The sequence below is a fragment of the Rhodococcus sp. 66b genome (genome assembly GCF_002076325.1).
GTDB lineage: Bacteria > Actinomycetota > Actinomycetes > Mycobacteriales > Mycobacteriaceae > Rhodococcus_F > Rhodococcus_F erythropolis.
The window spans coordinates 342535-359842 of sequence record NZ_MUZB01000005.1 but is presented as its reverse complement, the minus strand read 5'-3'; the positions used below and the strand labels follow the sequence as shown (position 1 = coordinate 359842).

Below are 17308 nucleotides of genomic sequence, written 5' to 3'. Positions count from 1 at the left end.
CATTCCACCAGAGCGCACCGACAACTCACACATCGCCTGCATCCGGCATGATTGACCTCGTGTCTGCACTCCATACGTATCTCTACGGACCCGTCGGGGCGCCGGAGATCCTTTCGCTGCACGGTCTGACCGGTCACGGCGGCCGTTGGCAGTCGATGGCCGAGAACCAACTGCCCCAAGCGCGCTGGATCTCGCCCGATCTGCGCGGTCACGGGCGCTCGACCTGGGCTCCCCCGTGGAACATCGAATCCCACGTCGAGAGCCTGCTCGAGACACTGGACGAACATGCAAACGGACCGGTGGTGATCGTCGCGCATTCGTTCGGCGGAATGCTGGCGCTTCACCTCGCGGCCACCGCGCCGGAACGCGTTCGTGGGCTCGTTCTGCTCGATCCAGCGATCGGCTTGGATCCGACTTTCATGCAGGAAGTGGCCGAACTCACAATCGGCTCACCGGATTACACCGATGCGGCCGAGGCGTACTCCGAGAAGATTCACGGCTCGTGGGGTGAGGTTCCCACCCAGGACCTCGACGTCGAGATGGCCGAGCACCTGATTCAACTGGGCAACGGGCGCGTCAACTGGCGCCTGTCCACGCCCGCAATCGTGACCGGGTGGGGCGAACTCGCTCGCCCGATCGTGCTGCCACCGCCTTCGATGCCGACCGTGCTGGTTCAAGCAATGAAAGTCCAGCCTCCGTACGTCACCGACGAGTTCCGGGCAGCGCTCACCGAGCACCTCGGTGAAAATCTGACCAGCGTCGAATTCGACTGTGACCACATGGTCCCGCACGTGCGGGCCGACGAAGTCGCCGCCCTCGTTCGCAGCGTGCTCTGAAGGAACCGACATGGCAGCCACCACCGAAGAGCAGATCGAAGAGGTACGGCGACTCATCGCGTCGATTCCGGCCGGTTTCGTGGCGACGTACGGCGATATCGCTGATGCTGCAGGACTTTCCAGTGCTCGCACGGTCGGTTGGATCATGCGGACGGACTCTGCCGACCTGCCGTGGCATCGGGTTCTCGGCGCCTCCGGCAAACCGTCGGCGCACCTGGCTCATCGTCAGATCGCCAAGCTCGAACTCGAAGGGGTAACGATCAAGGAGGGTCGGATCGACCTGAAGAAGGCACGGTTTCACTTCTGATCCCGTGTCACCGGTCGTCCTCACCCCGGCGATGGGGCAGCATGGAGGCATGACCACCACGCCGCCGACCGCCGCCGTCATTCTGGCGGGTGGTCGCGGGACCAGAATGGGTGGTGTCGACAAACCTGGCCTTCTCGTACACGGTCGCAGGCTCCTCGACATCGCGCTTTCAGCAACGTCGCATCTCGACGCCGTCGTCGTGGTCGGCCCGCATCGACCTGAACTTGATCCTGGAATCACCCAAACTCAGGAATCTCCGGCCGGAGCCGGCCCTGTCGAGGCGATCTGGGCCGGGTTGTGTGCGACCCGGTTACCCGATAACGCCGTGGTGGTGGTGCTGGCGTCCGACCTGCCGCACATCGAGGCCGAATCAGTCGACGCCTTGATCGCTGCCACGTCGACGGACAATCCGGTGACGTGTGCCGTGGACGAGAACAACCGAACCCAATTCTTGTTCTCCGCATGGACATTTCGCGAACTCCGGCAACGCCTGTCCACATTGCGGGAGAGTTCGGGGCTGGAGAACCAACCTATGAAAGCGATTGTCACCAAGCCGTTCTCGACGCTGAGTGTCGCTGGTACGACCGACTGCGACACACCGGAAGACATCGATCGCGCGCGAAGCCATCCGCGGCTGACGGTCGATCAAGCCCGCGCCGCCGTCAGGAACTCGCTGACAGCATTGCCGCCGCACCGTGCCGATCTCGCCGACAGCCTCGGAGCAACGCTCGCGCAGCCTCTGGTCGCCCTGGGTGATCTTCCCAGGTCAGACGTTTCGGCGATGGACGGGTACGCGGTCTCCGGCGAGGGCCCCTGGCGAATCCGCACCGAGATCCGCATCGCGGGCGCCGACGGGCAACTCGAACTCGGCGAAGGTGAAGCGATTCGCATTGCCACGGGAGCACACCTGCCCCTCGTCGCCACCTCGGTAATTCGTGACGAGTATCTGTCCGTCGACGAGCCATCTCGGATGGTACGGAGACTGCCGGATGCGCCGCACCGCAACGACGCTCGACCACGAGGGGAAGATTGGACCACCGGATTCACGATCGCCCCGACAGGTACCGCGGTGACTCCGGCGGTGATCTCCGCAGCTGCCAGCGGTGAAGTGTTCGACGCCCTCGTCCGTGGTCCGGTACGGGCACGCCTGATAGTCACCGGCGACGAGATCCGGCGGACCGGTCCACTGCGTGAAGGTCAGACTCGCGACTCCGTCGGCGGGATTCTCCCCTACCTACTGGAAAGCAACGGCGTACGGTGCGTGGCGAATTCGCACCTGCGAGACACTGCGGACAGTTTCGAGCGGGTGCTCGCAGACGGAGTCGACCAGGAAGCCGATCTACTCGTCGTCATCGGTGCGACGGGAGGCGGCGCTGCCGACGAAATGCGCAGTGCGCTCGATCGACTCGGCGCTCGCACGATTGTCGGGCGAGTCGCCTCGCGCCCCGGCGGATCTCAGATAACGGCCGTCCTGCCCAGTGGTCTGGTGGTTCTCGGCCTCCCCGGCAATCCGTATGCCGCCGTGACCACCCTGTTGACGATGCTGCCCACCGTCGTGGCCGCCTTGACCGGAAGCGACACGCCGCCGCCACTACTCGGCATCATCGAGAACGCCGCTGCGGTGAGTTCCGATGCGGTACGCCTGTTGCCGGTGACACAATCCGAAGACGGTCGCTGGCGCGCCGATCCGTCTGTACGTACCGCGCACCTTGCGGGGTTGATCGAACGCTCGGCGTTTGCACTCGTACCGGCACACTCCGGCGACGGCGCCGTCGCCGAATTGGTCGTCCTCCCACGCTGACGGGGTCAGCGGTTTCGGCGCCCGCGCCGGCCGACGTCCGCCAGCACGATCACGCCGACCACGATCGCGAGCACCAGCGAATACACGCCCCACAGCACCAAGAACGGCAGCAGCCAGCCGGCATCAACGGTCTGACCGCGCGGTCCGACGCAGTACAGCGTGAAATTGGTGGACGTACCGTCGCCGTCGGTAAAGGAATCCGAGACGACCATCGCGCTCGATGTCGGTTCTTCACAGAAGATCGGCGCCAAGTGCGCGACCTGGCCGGGCCAGATCACCGAAGACAGCAGTGCGGCAAAGATTCCCACGACCACGATCACCGCTACCGAGATCAGTAACGGAGCGATTCGGCGGCTCACAGCGGCTGCACCAGAAAGGGAGTTCCGTCAGGCTCGAAGACCACAAGTACTCGCGAGCGTGGGGATTCCACCATCACGGAGGCGTGTATCGACTCGGTGCGACTGACCGAGATCCCGGAGACTTCGCCGTCGTCGACTCCGCTGCTCGCCAGCGCGTCGTCGACCAACTTCTCGACATTCGCCAATGCCGGCACTTGATCCAGCGTGAACGATCGCGCATCGAGATCGTCGGTGACACTGACTTGCACGGGGATGGGCTCGCCGAGAATGACGCCGTCGAAAGAGAATCTGTCGAGCTGTGACGGCTTCCCGGGGTCACGAACGGTGACCCCGAGCGTCTCGATCGGGCTGATGTCGATGCTGGTCACCGATATCGCGTCGACGCCGTATCTATGTGCGAGGCTGTCGAACCCGCCTCGCACCAACTCCGACGTCATCCCACCGCCACGTTCGCGCATCTGGTTGTCGAAATCCATCCGATCGACGGCACCGATGCATCCGCTCAGACCCGTGGCCGTCAAGGCGATGGCTACCGTCCACAGCGCCGGCCGCACCTGCGAGGACGCCAATTTCATGAGCGGAGCGTACCGCGAGTGTCCGGTTCCATCTCGGTGACCTGCGCGTCGGACGAATCCCTGTCGGCGACTCGTGGGATCATCGCGCCATGAATCGTGTCGACGAAGGATTCGAACCGCCGGACGCATTGGTCGAGTGGTGCCGCTCCCGCACCTTTCCACTGCACGTCCTCGACGACGAAGCGACCGTCGACCTGGATTGGTGGAATGCGCACCTGAAGGACGCCGGCCACACCATCAGCCTGCGCGGGCGTGATCTCGACGGCAAAGTGATCACCGAAGGCCGAGCCATCGTTCAACGCAACGACCTTCGCCCGTCGAGCGACCTCGTTGTCGCCCAGCACGACGGCCTCGGACTGCTGTTTCTCTGCGCGGCCTGGCAAGGCTCGCACGAAAGCAGACGGTTCACGCGGCGGTTCCCCAACGTCTTCAATCCGCATCACCGCGAAGACGAGGATCCGCTGACCCAGATCACAGCCATTCTCGATCACTGTTCGAAAAACAAGTCGATGCCGGTCGTGCGGCGCGACACCTGGTCCGGGTGGCCACTCACGCCCGGCGTGGGGGTATCACTCATGGCCGCTTTCATGTGGGCGGTGGGCGTACAGGACGAAGGCCGACGCGCTCAGATGATCGATCAGTACGGCGTCTCGACACTCATCCACGAGGGCTGGCTCGAGGATCCTTCCGTCACGGGCTTCACGACGCGTCGCTACCGCCGGTACTGCGAACTGCTCGACAGTTGGGCCTATGCCGCCGGCACCCAACCCGAGATCGTCGAGATGTGGTTGGTGAAACGGTGGAGTGCGCGGTTGGCCCAAGCACGCAACGACGTCAGCGCCCCCACCCTGTTCTAACTCTCAGAAAGGCCGTGTCTCAGAAAGGCCGTGTCTCAGAAAGGCCAGGCAGGGAGGGTAGGCAGCCCCACCCTCGTCGGCCTCCCGACCAACCAGGCCAAGGTCTCCGCATCCGACAGCGAAGGAACACGTACACCCGGGACCGCTGTCTCGAGTGCGCCCAACTGACGGGCGAGAGTGAATTCCACGAACTCGGCAGGCCAGTCGTGGCAGGTGTAGCCGATGTCGAGGTCCATCAGGTGAATCTCGACCTCGTTCCAGCGCAGAATCGGCAGATCGAATGCCGTCACAGGTTTGCGCCACGGCACCGGCGTGTCCAGTCGATCTGCCTGGATCTCGCACAACGCGTCGACCAGTCTCGTTCCCGAGAAGCGGTAGTCGAGAGCCAACAACTCAGCCGGGCGATCTGCACCTTCCTCGATTGCAGCATTGCGCGCGTCCGGTCCCCCGGGATACATCTCCCCCGATTCGCCGCCCTGCACTCCGGCGACAAATCTGCCCAGCGCGTCGGCGTTGCGCGACATGTGCGTCACGACGTGTCCCCGGCTCCACCCGGGGAGCCCGGAGGGCTCACGCGCCTGCTCTTCGGTCAGTGCACCGATGAGAGCCTGTGCCTTGACGTCGGATTCACGAACTGCGGCGACCAGGTCGGCATACGTCGGCGTTACGGAGTGAGACGTCATGCAGCGATACTAGTTCCCTTCGCGCACTCTCATACCGATTCACGACAAGGTCCACCACTCCCGGATCGACGCCGAGCGGTTCGGTCACACCATCGGCTCCTGCAGCGTGCAATCTTTCGTGAAACAGTCCGTGTGCGAGGAGGTACGAGGCAACGAACACTCGCTTCGCGCCGCGAACGCGTGCTGCTGCAACGACATCGGCTACCTTCGGTTCCCCGGTCGCGATGTATCCGATGTCCACCCGGATCCCCGCCGCTTCGGCGAGCATCAGCGCAGCACGCTCGACGTCTCGCAGCGCCCGCGCATCGGAGGACCCGGCGGCAGCAAGCACTATCGCGTCGCCTGGACTCCACCCCGCTTCGGTCAAGCGTCGGAGCAGCACGCGCGCAAGCGCCGGATCGGGTCCGAGTGCGGGCGTCACAGTCACAGCCGAGTGCTCACTGATCGCCACTTCGCGTCGAACATCGGTGTGAACGTGGTAGCCGGACGCCAGGAAGGCCGGTACGAGAATCGCTCGCCCCGGAGTGTCCCGGAGGACTTCAGAAGGTGACGGACCGAGCACGTCGACAAAGGCAACGCGCGTGCGCCCGACGCGCGTGCCGACGGCTTCGGCCAGGGCGGCAACCATTTCCACGCCGCGTGGGCTACGCGTGCCGTGAGCTACCAGTACGAGTACATCGTCATCGCGTTGCATAGTCACCTGGATTCTGTACGTAGTCGCCGGGGTCGAGGGCAAGTCGATAGCCCCGCTTGACCACGGTCTGAACGGCTTTGGGCGCACCGAGGCACGCGCGCAATCGGGCGACGGCGGTCTCGACGGCATGGGTGTCGCCGCCGCCTCCGGGAAGAGATGCCAGAAGTTCGTCGCGGGAGACGACTCGGCCGGGGCTGGCACCGAGAGTACGGATCAACGACATCGCAGCCGGCGGCAATTGCTTCACTTCACCGTCCACGACGACGCAACCGCCGCGGATGCTGATTTCGTGTTCACCGGCTTGAATCTTGTTGGCTCGCTGCGGGAGTTCGTCGACGATGTGTCGCGCGAGCGCCCCGAGACGCGCCCGCGCCGGGGCTGTGGTCGGTACATTCAAGGCTTCGAGCGGCGCCGAGGTGACCGGGCCGACGCACATTGCCGCCACCGGACCCCGCATCGCGTCGAGAATGTCGCCGAGATCCCCGGTCTTGTCGGCGCGCATCAACATCGACGCAACGGCCGGTGCACTGGTGAAGCTGACGGCGTCGATTCCAGCTGAAGCGATGGCGTCGATCATCCGGTCGAGCAGCGTCGGATCCTCCGGCGGTTCCCATCGATAGACAGGGACCGCGATGACCTCGGCGCCCGCGTCGCGCAGCACCTGACAGAAATCGGGAATCGGCTCCCATTCGGTAGTGGCGCCGTGCAGTTGAACGGCGATTCGTTTTCCCGAGACACCTTCTGCAAGAAGATGTTCGAGCACTTCGGCGGAAGACTCGGATGCCGGAGACCATTCTTCACGAAGGTCGGCCGCGCGGATTGCCCCTTTCGCCTTGGGTCCGCGCGCGAGCAGACGAGCCGAGCCCAACGCGGATCCGAGATTTTCCGCCTCACCCCACCCGTCGGCTGCTTCCAGCCAACCCCGGAATCCGATCCCGGTGGTGGCGACAACCACCTCGGGAGGATCCGAGATGATCTGCTGTGTCACCCTTTCGAGCTCGCGGTCGTCGGCGAGAGGGATGATCCGAATCGCCGGAGCGTGAACGACGTCCGCTCCCCGACGAGTCAGCAACGTCGCGAATTCCTCGGCGCGGCGCGAAGCGGTGATACCTACCGTGAATCCAGCCAACGGCATGTCGTCACTCACGAGACTGCATCGGCGACAGTCGAGCGAACGCCCTGCATCTGAAGGCTGTGTACCTGAACGACGCCGGCCCACACGCGAACTCCGTATACCGGCAGCGCGACCGCGGAGTCGTCCAGCGCTCGGCCGTCGACCAGCGAGAACGCCTGCTTGAGCAGCGGCGAGACCACGATCGGTTCACCGTCCCGGTCGCCGACGAGTCCGCGTGACATCACCGCGGCGCGGCCGTACGGATCGAAGTTGCTGACAGCCCGCAGTGTGCCGTCCTCTAGCAGGAACAGCGCCACCTGCTCGCCGCCGCGAAGAAGCACGGCGACCCCGCGCCCAGGGATCAGATGGCTCAGCGGGCAGGCCGACGTCCATTCGAGTCGATCCGAATCCAGCTTGGCGATCTGCGCATCGATGACACTCATCGAAGTCCTCCTGTCGATCCGGCGACAACGTCGCGCGGGTTCTTGTCTACGTTTCTACGGACCCCGTGTTTCCCACGGGTTACGCGACTATTACCGGCGCGTAGGGATGCTCGGCATACCCATCAGGACTGGAACCTTGCGCACTCCGGTCTCGTCGAACACAACCGTCGGGTCGGCTTCTTCCGGTGCGTTGACGAACGAGACAAACCTCGACAACTTCTCCGGATCACCCAGCACACCAGCCCATTCGTCCTGGTAGCCCTCGACGTGCTTGGCCATCAGAGCCTCGAGTTCTTCGCCGATTCCCAGGCTGTCTTCACAAATAACGGCCTTGAGGTGATCGAGTCCGCCTTCGAGTGATTCGACCCACGGCGCCGTGCGCTGGAGGCGATCGGCGGTGCGGATGTAGAACATGAGGTAGCGGTCGATGTACTTGACCAAGGTTGCGTCGTCGAGGCCTCCGGCAAGCAGCTGAGCGTGTTTGGGCGACTGTCCGCCGTTGCCGCCCACATACAGATTCCAACCGTTCTCCGTCGCGATGACGCCGACGTCCTTGCCACGCGCTTCGGCGCATTCACGAGCACATCCCGAGACGCCGAACTTGATCTTGTGCGGCGAACGCAGGCCGCGGTAGCGGTTCTCGAGGTCGACGGCCATTCCCACCGAGTCCTGAACACCGTAGCGGCACCAGCTCGAACCGACGCAGCTCTTGACCGTCCGCAGGGACTTGCCGTACGCCTGACCCGATTCCATCCCGGCGTCGACGAGACGCTTCCAGATCGCGGGCAACTGTTCGACACGAGCCCCGAACAAGTCGATGCGCTGACCGCCGGTCACCTTCGTGTACAAGCCGAAGTCACGCGCCACCTCACCGATGACGATGAGCTGCTCACCCGTGACCTCGCCGCCAGGCATACGAGGTACCACGGAGTACGTACCGTTCTTCTGGATGTTCGCGAGGAAGTGATCGTTGGTGTCCTGCAACGACGCCTGCTGGCGGTGCAGGATGTGATCGGAGTCCGTCGATGCCAGAATCGAAGCGACTACGGGCTTGCAGATGTCGCAACCGGCGCCCTTGCCGTACTTGGCGATCAGCGCCGAGAAGGTTCTGGTCTGCGTCGACTGGACGATCTGGAACAACTCGGCCCGCGATTGCGCAAAATGCTCGCACAGTGCCTTCGACATCACGACGCCGGAATCGGCCAGCAGCTGCTTCACAGTGGGAAGGCAACCGCCACAGGTGGTTCCGGCGCTGGTGCACGCCTTCACCGAAGCAATGTCGCATGCGCCGGCCGCGATTGCGCCGCAGATGGCTCCCTTGGTCACCGCGTTGCACGAGCACACCTCGGCATCGTCGGGCAGCGAGCCTGCACCCGGCTTCTCCCCCGCAGGCGAGATCAATGTCGCCGGGTCACCGGGTAGTTCGCGACCGACCAGCGGGCGCAGTGACGCGTAGGCCGATGCGTCACCGACAAGAATGCCGCCGAGCAGGATCTTCGCATCATCGGAGACCACGAGCTTCGCGTATGTCCCCTTGGACGCGTCGCTGAGGACAACTTCGAGAGCTCCCGGTGAGGTCGCCATCGCGTCACCGAAACTGGCGACGTCGACGCCCATGAGCTTGAGCTTGGTGGACATGTCGGCGCCCGGGAAATCCGCGGCGCCGCCGAGCAGACGATCGGCCACGATCTCGGCCGTCGTGTAGCCGGGAGCAACCAGACCGTAGCAACGGCCTTCCACCGCAGCACATTCTCCGACGGCATAGATGTTCTCGTCCGAAGTCACGCAGCCGAGGTCGGTCAGGATGCCGCCGCGCTCCCCCACTGCGATGCCGGCGTCGCGGGCCAGCTGATCTCGCGGACGAACTCCGGCGGAGAAGACGAGCAGCGACGCGTCGATGGTGGAGCCGTCGGAGAGTTCGACCACAATTCCGTTGTCGGCCTGCGAGATTCCCGCCGTCCCGACTCCGGTGTGAACGGTGAGCCCGAGTTCGGTGACGAGGCGAGCGAGCAGTGCGCCGCCGCCCTCGTCGACCTGCATCGGCATCAATCGCGCATTGTGTTCGACGACGTGTGCCGTCATTCCCATGAGCGAGAGAGCATTTGCGGCCTCGAGTCCGAGAAGACCGCCGCCCACCACGACGCCGACAGCGCCAGGACCCGCCTTCTCGGCGGCGGCCCGGATACCGTCGAGGTCGTCGAGGGTGCGGTAGACAAAACATCCGTCGCCGTCGTGCCCCGGTACGGGAGGCACGAACGGATACGAACCGGTCGCCATCACCAGAGCGTCGTAGGAGATCGTCTCGCCGGTTGTCGTCGTGACCGTGCGTGCATCTTTGTCGATCGAGAGCGCGCCTTCCCCCACTCGGAGGTCGACCAGGCTGTCGCCGACGTAATCGTTGCCGGCCAGTGCCAATTCCTTGGGGTCCCACGCTCCGACGTACGAGGACAGCCCGACTCGGTCGTACGCTGCGTACTGCTCGTCGCAGAGTACGGTCACCGACCAGTTGTTCGCTTCGTCGCGCGAACGCAGTGCCTCGACGAATCGGTGTCCGACCATTCCGTGTCCGATGACAACAACCGACTTGCTCATGACGCCTACTTCCTGAGGTACGAGATAGTTCTGAGATTCTGCGGACCGCTCACGCCGTGACTGCGACTTTCGCCTCGTCGACGTCTGTGGTCAGCGTCGACGGCTTGCGCAGGAAGACGAACCAGGTGACTGCGATGCAGGCGATGTAGAAGGCCAGGAACACCCAGAAGGCCATGGTCGCCGACTTCGCGGGGCTGCTGTACGACGCGCGCAGCACCAGGTTGATGCCGACGCCGCCCAAACCGCCTACCGCACCGGCAAATCCGATGAGAGCACCGGAGATACTGCGCGACCACGTTGCCTTCTCGCTTCGATCCATGTGGTCGAAGCTCTGAGCCTTCGCCTCGAAGATCGCCGGGATCATCTTGTAAACGGATCCGTTTCCGAAGCCGGAGAGCAGGAACAGGGCGATGAATCCGAGAACGAATGTCACCATGATTCCGGCGCTGGCGACGCCCGCGGTGTTGTCGTCCATCGTTCCGGCCGTCACGAGGATCGATGCAGCGAATGCCATGGCGACAAACGTCCACATGGTGATCTTGCCGCCGCCGATCCGGTCGGCCAGTTTGCCGCCGAGGGGCCGGGCGATCGAACCGAGGAGCGGACCGATGAAGGCGATCTGTGCTGCATGCAGCGCGGCCGCGGCCGGAGTGGCACCGCCGGCGAGGAAGTTGATCTGCAGAACCTGACCGAAGGCGAAGCTGAATCCGATGAAGGAACCGAACGTACCGATGTACAGGAAGCTGATCACCCACGACTCGGAGAACTTGAGTGCCTTGGCCATCGAGCGCAGGTCCGACTTCTGGTTGCCCAGGTTGTCCATGAACAGCGCGGCACCGACGGCCGCGGCCGCAATGAACACGAGATAGACAGCACACACGATCCACGGAGCACGGTTACCGACGGTGGCGATCACCAGCAGACCGATCAGCTGGATCATCGGCACACCGATGTTGCCGCCGCCGGCATTGAGACCGAGCGCCCACCCCTTGAGGCGTTGCGGGTAGAAGGCATTGATGTTGGTCATCGACGACGCGAAGTTGCCGCCGCCGATACCTGCAGTGGCCGCTACCAACATGAACGTGGTGTACGACGCACCCGGGTTCATCATCAGGTAGAGCGTGAGAAGTGTTGGTACGAAGAGGAACAGCGCACTCATGACGGTCCAGTTGCGACCACCGAACCGTGCGGTGGCAACCGTGTATGGAATGCGGAGGACCGACCCGACAAGTGTGGGCACTGCGACGAGGAAGAACTTTCCGGCCGCGTCGATGCCGTAGATATCCGTCGGCATGAACAACACCATCACGGACCAGATCGACCAGATCGAGAAGCCGACGTGTTCGGCTACCACTGACCAGATCAGGTTCCGCTTCGCGATGTCCTTGCCGCCGGATTCCCAGGCGTCGACGTCCTCTGCATCCCAATGCTCGATGTAATGACTCACCAGGGCCTCCTGAATATGTTGGAGACCCAAAGGTAGAAAACGGTTATTGCGCCGGTGCTGCGTGCGATGACCGCGAAGTCAATTGATCCTCACCCGGTAACAAGACCGGGTGTGAGCTAGTTTTTCGCAGGTGCGTGCCAGGAATCCTCGAGCATCCGAGGCTTGCATGCCTGATAGGCGCCCAGGAGCACCACGATCACCGCGACGACGAGCAGGCCGAACGGCGCAGCGTATCCACCGGACACGTCGTGGAAAACGCCGAACAGGAGCGGACCGAGGCAGGCAACGGAGTAGCCGATGCCCTGGGTGAAGCCGGACAGTGCCGAGGAACCGATGTGCGAACGAGTACGCAGGTTGATCAGCGTGAGCGACATCGGGAACGTGCTCGGACCGAGGCCCAGGACGACAACCCACACGACCGGCGCCGCCATCGGGGCAAAGTACAGCCCGCCCATGCCGACCAGGTAGCAGACGGCACACGCAATCACGACAGGGAAGGGATTGGCCATGCGGGCGCACAGGGTCGGCGCACCGAACGCCGCGACGAGCCCGATCACCGAGAACATTCCGACCATCGTTCCGCCGAACGCATCACTGGCTCCGGCGTCACGAAGGATCGAGGGAATCCACGTGAACATCGAATACGTGATCAGTGAGGTCATGCCGAACATGCCGGCCATCCCCCAGGCCACGGGAGAACGCCAGACCTGACCGCGTGGCTGTTCTGCCACTGCCGCAACCGAATCCGATGCATTCTCGACGGACCCGGCTTCGTTCGCGCGAGCCTTGCGCGAGCGAGCGAGGGTGATCAACCACGGCACGGCTGCGGCGAAGCCGAAGGCGGACCACCAGCCGATCGAGAACCTCCACCCGAAGGCGTCGGCAACCGGGACTGCGACGAACGCCGGAACGATGGTGCCGATCTGCACGGCCACGATGTAGACCGAACTCATGGTGGCGAGGCGATCCGAGAAGTACCGCTTGACCAACGGTGGGATCACGACATTGCCGATTCCCATACCTGCCAGTGCCAGAGCCGAGAGGGCCAGCAACGACCATGTCTGAGACATCATGGCGCGCAACAGCATTCCGACGCCGGCCATGAGCATCGCGACGAGGGCCGTTCGCTCGAGCCCGATACGTTTCGCGATGGCGGGAGTGATGAGACCGAAGATGGCGAACATTGCGGTCGGAACCATGCCGAAGACACCGACGATCGAGGCGGAGAAGCCGATCTCGTCGCGAATCTCGGCCGCCAAGGGCGAGAACGAGGTCACCGCAAGTCGAAGTACGAGCGCAGACATCGCAATCGCAGCGAAGACGAGCACACGGCCTTGTATCAACGAGCGGGTTTCGGTTCTCTCCAGTTGAGCAGTCACCGGGAAATCATAGGATGACCGGACGAACTCGCACAAGCGCGGTAATCTAACGTCACATTCACACCACTTACCCGGACCCGAGGAAACAACCACGTGCAACCCGTTCGACGCGCAAGTCTCATCTCGCAGGTCACCGAACAACTCCGCAACGAGATCCGGAGCGGAACCTGGCCGATCGGTTCCAAAATCCCCACCGAACCGGAACTGTCGGAGCTGACCGGGACCGGTCGCAATACCGTGCGCGAGGCGGTCCAGGCGCTCGTTCACGCCGGAATGCTGGAACGTCGTCAGGGATCGGGCACCTACGTCGTTGCTGTCTCCGACCTCGGTGGCACTCTCGGCAACTACTTTGCCGGCGCCCACCAGCGGGATGTACTCGAACTTCGGCGCGCACTCGACATCACCGCGGCCACCCTCGCCGCCGCACGGCGAACCGAAGACGACATCGCCGAACTGACGCGACTACTCGAGCTTCGCACCGCGTCATGGGAGGGTCAGGACATCGACGCTGCCACCACCGCGGACGTCGCCCTGCACCGAGCAATCGTCGCGGCCAGCCACAACGAGGTCTACCTGGAGTTCTACGACTCCCTGCTCCCGGTCATCGAGACCACGATCCAACAGCACATCGATGCAACCGGCGAAGGGTTCCACTCGCAGCACGCGAACCTCGTCAACGCTGTCGTCGACGGGAACACCGTGGCGGCCTCGAACGCCGCACGCGAGTTGTTCGAGGGCCTGGTCTCGGACTTCGGTACCGGCGCCCCGATCTAGAGCAGCAAGCGCACGATGTCGGACGTACGGGCCAACCCCGGGAACGCGTCCGCCGTCGAGCGGGGATGCAGAACATGAACTGCCAACCTGAACATCACCGCGCGTAGAAGCATCTGCGGCCACTCGGGGAGATCTTCCCACCGGCCGACCAGTGCCTCGTCTGCCCCGCCCCACGAGATCGCGTCGACCACAGCGACGGCGGCGGCCCACGCAGCCGGTCGCCAATACGGCGTGATGTCGGTGATTCCGGGGGCCATACTGCCCGAGAACAGCACCGTCCCGAACAGATCGCCGTGCACGAGCTGGTCCGGGCTCTGCACCGGCTTCCGCAAAGTAGCGAGCCCGGCAATCAGTTCCAGACTTTTGCGACCGTCCGGAGTGGGCGTCTCGAGTTGCTCGACGCCCTTCGCGATCCTCAGCGGAACCGTTTCCCATGCCGCGCGATCAGCGGCGACGAATACGTCGACCTCGGCCCACGGCGGCACCGGCGGTTGTGCAAGGAAGCGCGGGCGCTCGAGCGAGGCCGTCGCCGCATGCAGTCGGCAGGACATCGAGACCACTTCGTCGTGACGTGGTTCCGGCGATCCGACGATGAATGTGTCGGCACGCCAGCCCGAGACGACGTAACGACCGTCGGTCGAACGCACCGGTCGAGCCAACCGAACGCCGTCGACTTCGAGGTTCTCTCGCACCTTCGCCGACCACGCTGCGCGGGCATGATCCGCGACTGCTGAAAGGACGACGTCTCCACACAGCCACCCGCCGTCCCAATCCGCACCGAGTGGGATGGGATCGACTTCACGGAGGCCGAAGGTGGAGCACACGTGCTGGGGAGGTTGGCCTGTGCTCACACCCCAACGCTACCGGTGCGCGGCGCCGCCTCCCGCGAGGCGCGCCTAGTAGACCGGCAGACTCGCATCCACCTGGTTCGCCCAGGCGATCGCGCCGCCTTGAACGTGAACTGCGTCGGAGAAACCGGCGTTCTTGAGAAAGGCCAGTGCCTCAGCCGAACGAATGCCGGTTTTGCAGTACAGAACTATCTGCTTGTTCTGCGGCAACGTCGCCAGAGCTTCACCGGAAAGGATGCGGTCTTTCGGGATCAGCACCGCCCCCGGCAGATGCATGATGTCCCATTCAACCGGTTCTCGTACGTCTACCAGCTCGATCGATCGTCCCTCGCCGATCATGGCCTCCAGCTCCGGCGCCGTGATCGTCGAGCCGACAGCAGCAGCGCTCGCCTCTTCGGACACGACACCGCAGAACGCGTCGTAGTCGATCAAGGCGGTGACCGGCACGCGGGTCGGATCACGCTGAAGGCGGATCGTCCGGAACGTCATCGCAAGAGCGTCGTAGATCATCAGGCGCCCGAGAAGCGGTTCGCCGATCCCCGTGATGAGCTTGACCGCCTCGGTCGCCATGATCGAACCGACGGTCGCAGGCAGGACTCCGAGAACACCGCCCTCGGCGCACGAGGGGACCATGCCGGGCGGCGGCGCCTCCGGGTAAAGATCGCGATAATTCAGTCCCGCGCCGTCCGGGGCGTCTTCCCAGAAGACCGAGACCTGCCCTTCGAAGCGGTAGATCGAGCCCCACACGTACGGCTTTCCGGCGATGACGGCGGCATCGTTGACGAGGTACCGCGTCGCGAAGTTGTCCGTACCGTCCAGGATCAGGTCGTACTCCGAGAACAGTTCGACCGCGTTGGAGTTGTCCAGGCGGAATTCGTGCAACCGGACGTCGACGTGCTCGTTTATCTCGAGAATCGACTCCTTCGCGCTGACCGCCTTCGGGCGTCCGACGTCGGAGCGTCCGTGAATCACCTGACGCTGCAGGTTCGACATGTCGACCTCGTCGAACTCGACGATCCCGATGGTGCCCACTCCTGCGGCCGCGAGATAGAGCAGTGCAGGCGAACCCAATCCACCGGCGCCGATGAACAGGACTCGCGCATTCTTGAGCCGCTTCTGGCCGGTCATGCCCACGTTCGGGATGATCAGGTGCCGGCTGTATCTGGCAACTTCCTCCCGGCTCAACTCGGCTGCCGGCTCCACCAGTGGTGGCAATACGACGGGTGTTGCAGACACCGCAAAACACTCCTAGTTCAAGACGAGATCAGGGATTCTCGATCCGGTCACGCTCGGGGGTACGGCCACGGATTGAAGCGGCACGTGAGTCCGTTCATCGGAACGACGCCCTCGGGATCAAGCCTAGCGATGTCGTTGTTCGCGGTTCCGAAGGTCTGCTGCATCATGATCGGTGCGAGTCCACCTTCGGTCTCGCACGGCTGATGGGCGGCATATCCGATGGCATGGCCGACCTCGTGATTGATCTGATACTGCCGATACGAACCAATGTCACCCTGGAACGAAATGGCGCCTCGCACCCAGCGCGGTTCGTTGAGCAGGACTCGGTCCATGCTCGGGTTGTAGCAGGATCCTTCGAGTTCGATCTCGTATCCGCAGCCTTCACGGATAGTCATCTGCGAGGTCAAGGAGATCCGGAAGTCCGGCTCGCCCGCGTCGACGCGCCGGAACGCGACCTTGGGATCATTGGTCCAACTCTTCGGATTTGCCAGCGTCTGATCGACCATGCGTCCGTACGATTCGTCACCGCCGAAACCGGTCGTGTCGACGCCGTCCTCGATCTCGACCGTGTACGTGAACTCGCGTTCGGTTCCCTGTCCGACCTTGCCCGTCGTACCCGGTACGACGTGCCACGTTCCGCCGCCCGCGACGGTGAACGGACCACCGTCGGGGAGAGCACCGGACGGTACCGACGACGCAAAGGTTCCGTCTCCGGCCGGCGGCGCACCGATGACGTCGGTTCCGTCGGTGCTGTGGGCGAGGTCGGCAGTGGCCGACGTCTTGCTCGCGGTGTCCGTGGCGTCCGGACGTACTGCGTCGACGATCACAAGGATGGTAAGCACCACGAGAACCGGAATCGCGTAGGCCCGCCAACCGTATGTCGAGACGAAGCGCCCGAGCTTGCTCTGCTTTCGCGCTGCCCGGTCCGGCCGCGGATTACGCGGGGTTCGGCCCACTTCTCGTTTGGTCGGATCCCACTGGGCACGCAAGGGCTGATGGGAGGAAATGCCGCGATAGTCGCGTTCGCCGTAGGCACGATCATCCGGCACCTCTGGCCGACGTTCGTCGCGGGGCGCTCCAGTTCCGCTACGCATTCGACGTTCCTCACGTTCAGGGTTCTGCGTAGTTCGTCCACGCATGCGCGGTCCCCCTGGGTCAGTCACGTCGTCCAGAATCTCACACACGGCAAGTCGCTCGCCCGGGCTGACCGAAACATGCTGGTCCTGGCGTGTCATGGCAACCCGTCCTGTAACGAGAAAGACCGCTGGTCTCGCTCACCGAGGCACGCGCGACTCGCCCGGGCGACACACGGTATCGTTCATTCGGCTACGACCGGTGTGACGGAGGATACTGGCGGGTACGC

At 63.9% G+C, this 17308-nt stretch carries 17 protein-coding genes; 5 read left to right on the top strand and 12 right to left on the bottom strand.

Annotated features, from left to right (window positions below):
• The first annotated feature begins 47 nt into the window (after positions 1-47).
• Genes B0E55_RS11970 through B0E55_RS11960 form a run of 3 tightly spaced genes read left to right on the top strand, consistent with a single transcriptional unit; the run spans position 48 to position 2944 of the window.
• Positions 48-836, top strand: a complete 789-nt coding sequence (locus B0E55_RS11970) for an alpha/beta hydrolase (protein WP_080909755.1) — start codon at positions 48-50, stop codon at positions 834-836.
• Between the two features lie 10 nt (positions 837-846).
• Positions 847-1143, top strand: coding sequence for an MGMT family protein (locus tag B0E55_RS11965; RefSeq protein ID WP_080909754.1), 297 nt, complete (start codon positions 847-849; stop codon positions 1141-1143).
• A gap of 49 nt (positions 1144-1192) precedes the next feature.
• Entirely contained in the window at positions 1193-2944 is a 1752-nt protein-coding gene (locus B0E55_RS11960; RefSeq protein ID WP_080909790.1) for an NTP transferase domain-containing protein, read from the top strand.
• A 5-nt stretch (positions 2945-2949) separates the two neighbouring features.
• Here B0E55_RS11960 and B0E55_RS11955 read toward each other — a convergent pair whose 3' ends face one another.
• Both B0E55_RS11955 and B0E55_RS11950 read right to left on the bottom strand, forming a co-directional pair.
• On the bottom strand, positions 2950-3303 hold the full coding sequence (locus tag B0E55_RS11955; protein WP_020907125.1) for a hypothetical protein: 354 nt from the start codon (positions 3301-3303) through the stop codon (positions 2950-2952).
• Positions 3300-3878, bottom strand: a complete 579-nt coding sequence (locus tag B0E55_RS11950) for a hypothetical protein (protein WP_029255052.1) — start codon at positions 3876-3878, stop codon at positions 3300-3302. Before B0E55_RS11950 ends, B0E55_RS11955 begins: the two co-directional genes overlap by 4 nt.
• A gap of 89 nt (positions 3879-3967) precedes the next feature.
• On the opposite strand from B0E55_RS11950, the gene B0E55_RS11945 reads away from it, so the two are divergent.
• Positions 3968-4735 carry an 8-oxoguanine DNA glycosylase OGG fold protein gene (locus B0E55_RS11945; RefSeq protein ID WP_003942311.1) on the top strand — a complete coding sequence of 256 codons (768 nt, stop codon included), beginning with the start codon at positions 3968-3970 and terminating at the stop codon, positions 4733-4735.
• A gap of 35 nt (positions 4736-4770) precedes the next feature.
• Here B0E55_RS11945 and B0E55_RS11940 read toward each other — a convergent pair whose 3' ends face one another.
• The 7 genes from B0E55_RS11940 to B0E55_RS11910 all read right to left on the bottom strand — a co-directional run bounded on the left by B0E55_RS11940 (position 4771) and on the right by B0E55_RS11910 (position 13087).
• Positions 4771-5418 (bottom strand): maleylpyruvate isomerase family mycothiol-dependent enzyme, encoded by a 648-nt coding sequence (locus B0E55_RS11940; RefSeq protein ID WP_080909753.1) that lies wholly within the window; start codon positions 5416-5418, stop codon positions 4771-4773.
• On the bottom strand, positions 5363-6112 hold the full coding sequence (locus B0E55_RS11935; RefSeq protein ID WP_019747815.1) for a sirohydrochlorin chelatase: 750 nt from the start codon (positions 6110-6112) through the stop codon (positions 5363-5365). The genes B0E55_RS11940 and B0E55_RS11935 overlap by 56 nt, the downstream gene beginning before the upstream one ends.
• Positions 6099-7259 (bottom strand): uroporphyrinogen-III synthase, encoded by a 1161-nt coding sequence (locus B0E55_RS11930; RefSeq protein ID WP_019747814.1) that lies wholly within the window; start codon positions 7257-7259, stop codon positions 6099-6101. Before B0E55_RS11930 ends, B0E55_RS11935 begins: the two co-directional genes overlap by 14 nt.
• The gene (nirD, locus tag B0E55_RS11925; protein WP_019747813.1) at positions 7256-7669 is read right to left on the bottom strand and encodes a nitrite reductase small subunit NirD; all 414 of its coding nucleotides are present in this window, start codon (positions 7667-7669) and stop codon (positions 7256-7258) included. The genes B0E55_RS11930 and nirD overlap by 4 nt, the downstream gene beginning before the upstream one ends.
• Before the next feature lie 90 nt (positions 7670-7759).
• The gene (nirB, locus tag B0E55_RS11920; protein WP_020907121.1) at positions 7760-10261 is read right to left on the bottom strand and encodes a nitrite reductase large subunit NirB; all 2502 of its coding nucleotides are present in this window, start codon (positions 10259-10261) and stop codon (positions 7760-7762) included.
• A 49-nt stretch (positions 10262-10310) separates the two neighbouring features.
• Positions 10311-11711 carry an MFS transporter gene (locus B0E55_RS11915; protein ID WP_108912710.1) on the bottom strand — a complete coding sequence of 467 codons (1401 nt, stop codon included), beginning with the start codon at positions 11709-11711 and terminating at the stop codon, positions 10311-10313.
• Positions 11712-11824: 113 nt separating this feature from the next.
• The gene (locus B0E55_RS11910) at positions 11825-13087 is read right to left on the bottom strand and encodes an MFS transporter (RefSeq protein WP_019747810.1); all 1263 of its coding nucleotides are present in this window, start codon (positions 13085-13087) and stop codon (positions 11825-11827) included.
• 93 nt (positions 13088-13180) lie between these two features.
• On the opposite strand from B0E55_RS11910, the gene B0E55_RS11905 reads away from it, so the two are divergent.
• A complete protein-coding gene (locus tag B0E55_RS11905) occupies positions 13181-13861 on the top strand; it encodes a FadR/GntR family transcriptional regulator (protein WP_020907120.1) in 681 nt (226 codons plus the stop codon).
• On the opposite strand, the gene B0E55_RS11900 is transcribed toward B0E55_RS11905, so the two are convergent.
• From B0E55_RS11900 to B0E55_RS11890, 3 genes are read right to left on the bottom strand one after another with little or no spacing between them, the layout of a single operon-like run.
• Complete coding sequence (locus B0E55_RS11900; RefSeq protein WP_007731227.1) at positions 13858-14712, bottom strand: TIGR02569 family protein; 855 nt, start codon at positions 14710-14712, stop codon at positions 13858-13860. The two genes, B0E55_RS11905 and B0E55_RS11900, sit on opposite strands and share 4 nt — an antisense overlap.
• Before the next feature lie 45 nt (positions 14713-14757).
• On the bottom strand, positions 14758-15945 hold the full coding sequence (gene moeZ, locus B0E55_RS11895; protein ID WP_019747808.1) for an adenylyltransferase/sulfurtransferase MoeZ: 1188 nt from the start codon (positions 15943-15945) through the stop codon (positions 14758-14760).
• Between the two features lie 47 nt (positions 15946-15992).
• Positions 15993-17039, bottom strand: coding sequence for a DUF3152 domain-containing protein (locus B0E55_RS11890; RefSeq protein WP_419789802.1), 1047 nt, complete (start codon positions 17037-17039; stop codon positions 15993-15995).
• Positions 17040-17308 lie beyond the last annotated feature (269 nt).

Bases quoted from the DNA above. Each gene is read 5' to 3' on its own strand.
- B0E55_RS11970 (WP_080909755.1), top strand. From the start codon at position 48: ATGATTGACCTCGTGTCTGCACTCCATACGTATCTCTACGGACCCGTC.
- B0E55_RS11965 (WP_080909754.1), top strand. From the start codon at position 847: ATGGCAGCCACCACCGAAGAGCAGATCGAAGAGGTACGGCGACTCATC.
- B0E55_RS11960 (WP_080909790.1), top strand. From the start codon at position 1,193: ATGACCACCACGCCGCCGACCGCCGCCGTCATTCTGGCGGGTGGTCGC.
- B0E55_RS11950 (WP_029255052.1), bottom strand. From the start codon at position 3,878: ATGAAATTGGCGTCCTCGCAGGTGCGGCCGGCGCTGTGGACGGTAGCC.
- B0E55_RS11945 (WP_003942311.1), top strand. From the start codon at position 3,968: ATGAATCGTGTCGACGAAGGATTCGAACCGCCGGACGCATTGGTCGAG.
- B0E55_RS11940 (WP_080909753.1), bottom strand. From the start codon at position 5,418: ATGACGTCTCACTCCGTAACGCCGACGTATGCCGACCTGGTCGCCGCA.
- B0E55_RS11935 (WP_019747815.1), bottom strand. From the start codon at position 6,112: ATGCAACGCGATGACGATGTACTCGTACTGGTAGCTCACGGCACGCGT.
- nirD (WP_019747813.1), bottom strand. From the start codon at position 7,669: ATGAGTGTCATCGATGCGCAGATCGCCAAGCTGGATTCGGATCGACTC.
- nirB (WP_020907121.1), bottom strand. From the start codon at position 10,261: ATGAGCAAGTCGGTTGTTGTCATCGGACACGGAATGGTCGGACACCGA.
- B0E55_RS11890 (WP_419789802.1), bottom strand. From the start codon at position 17,039: ATGCGTAGCGGAACTGGAGCGCCCCGCGACGAACGTCGGCCAGAGGTG.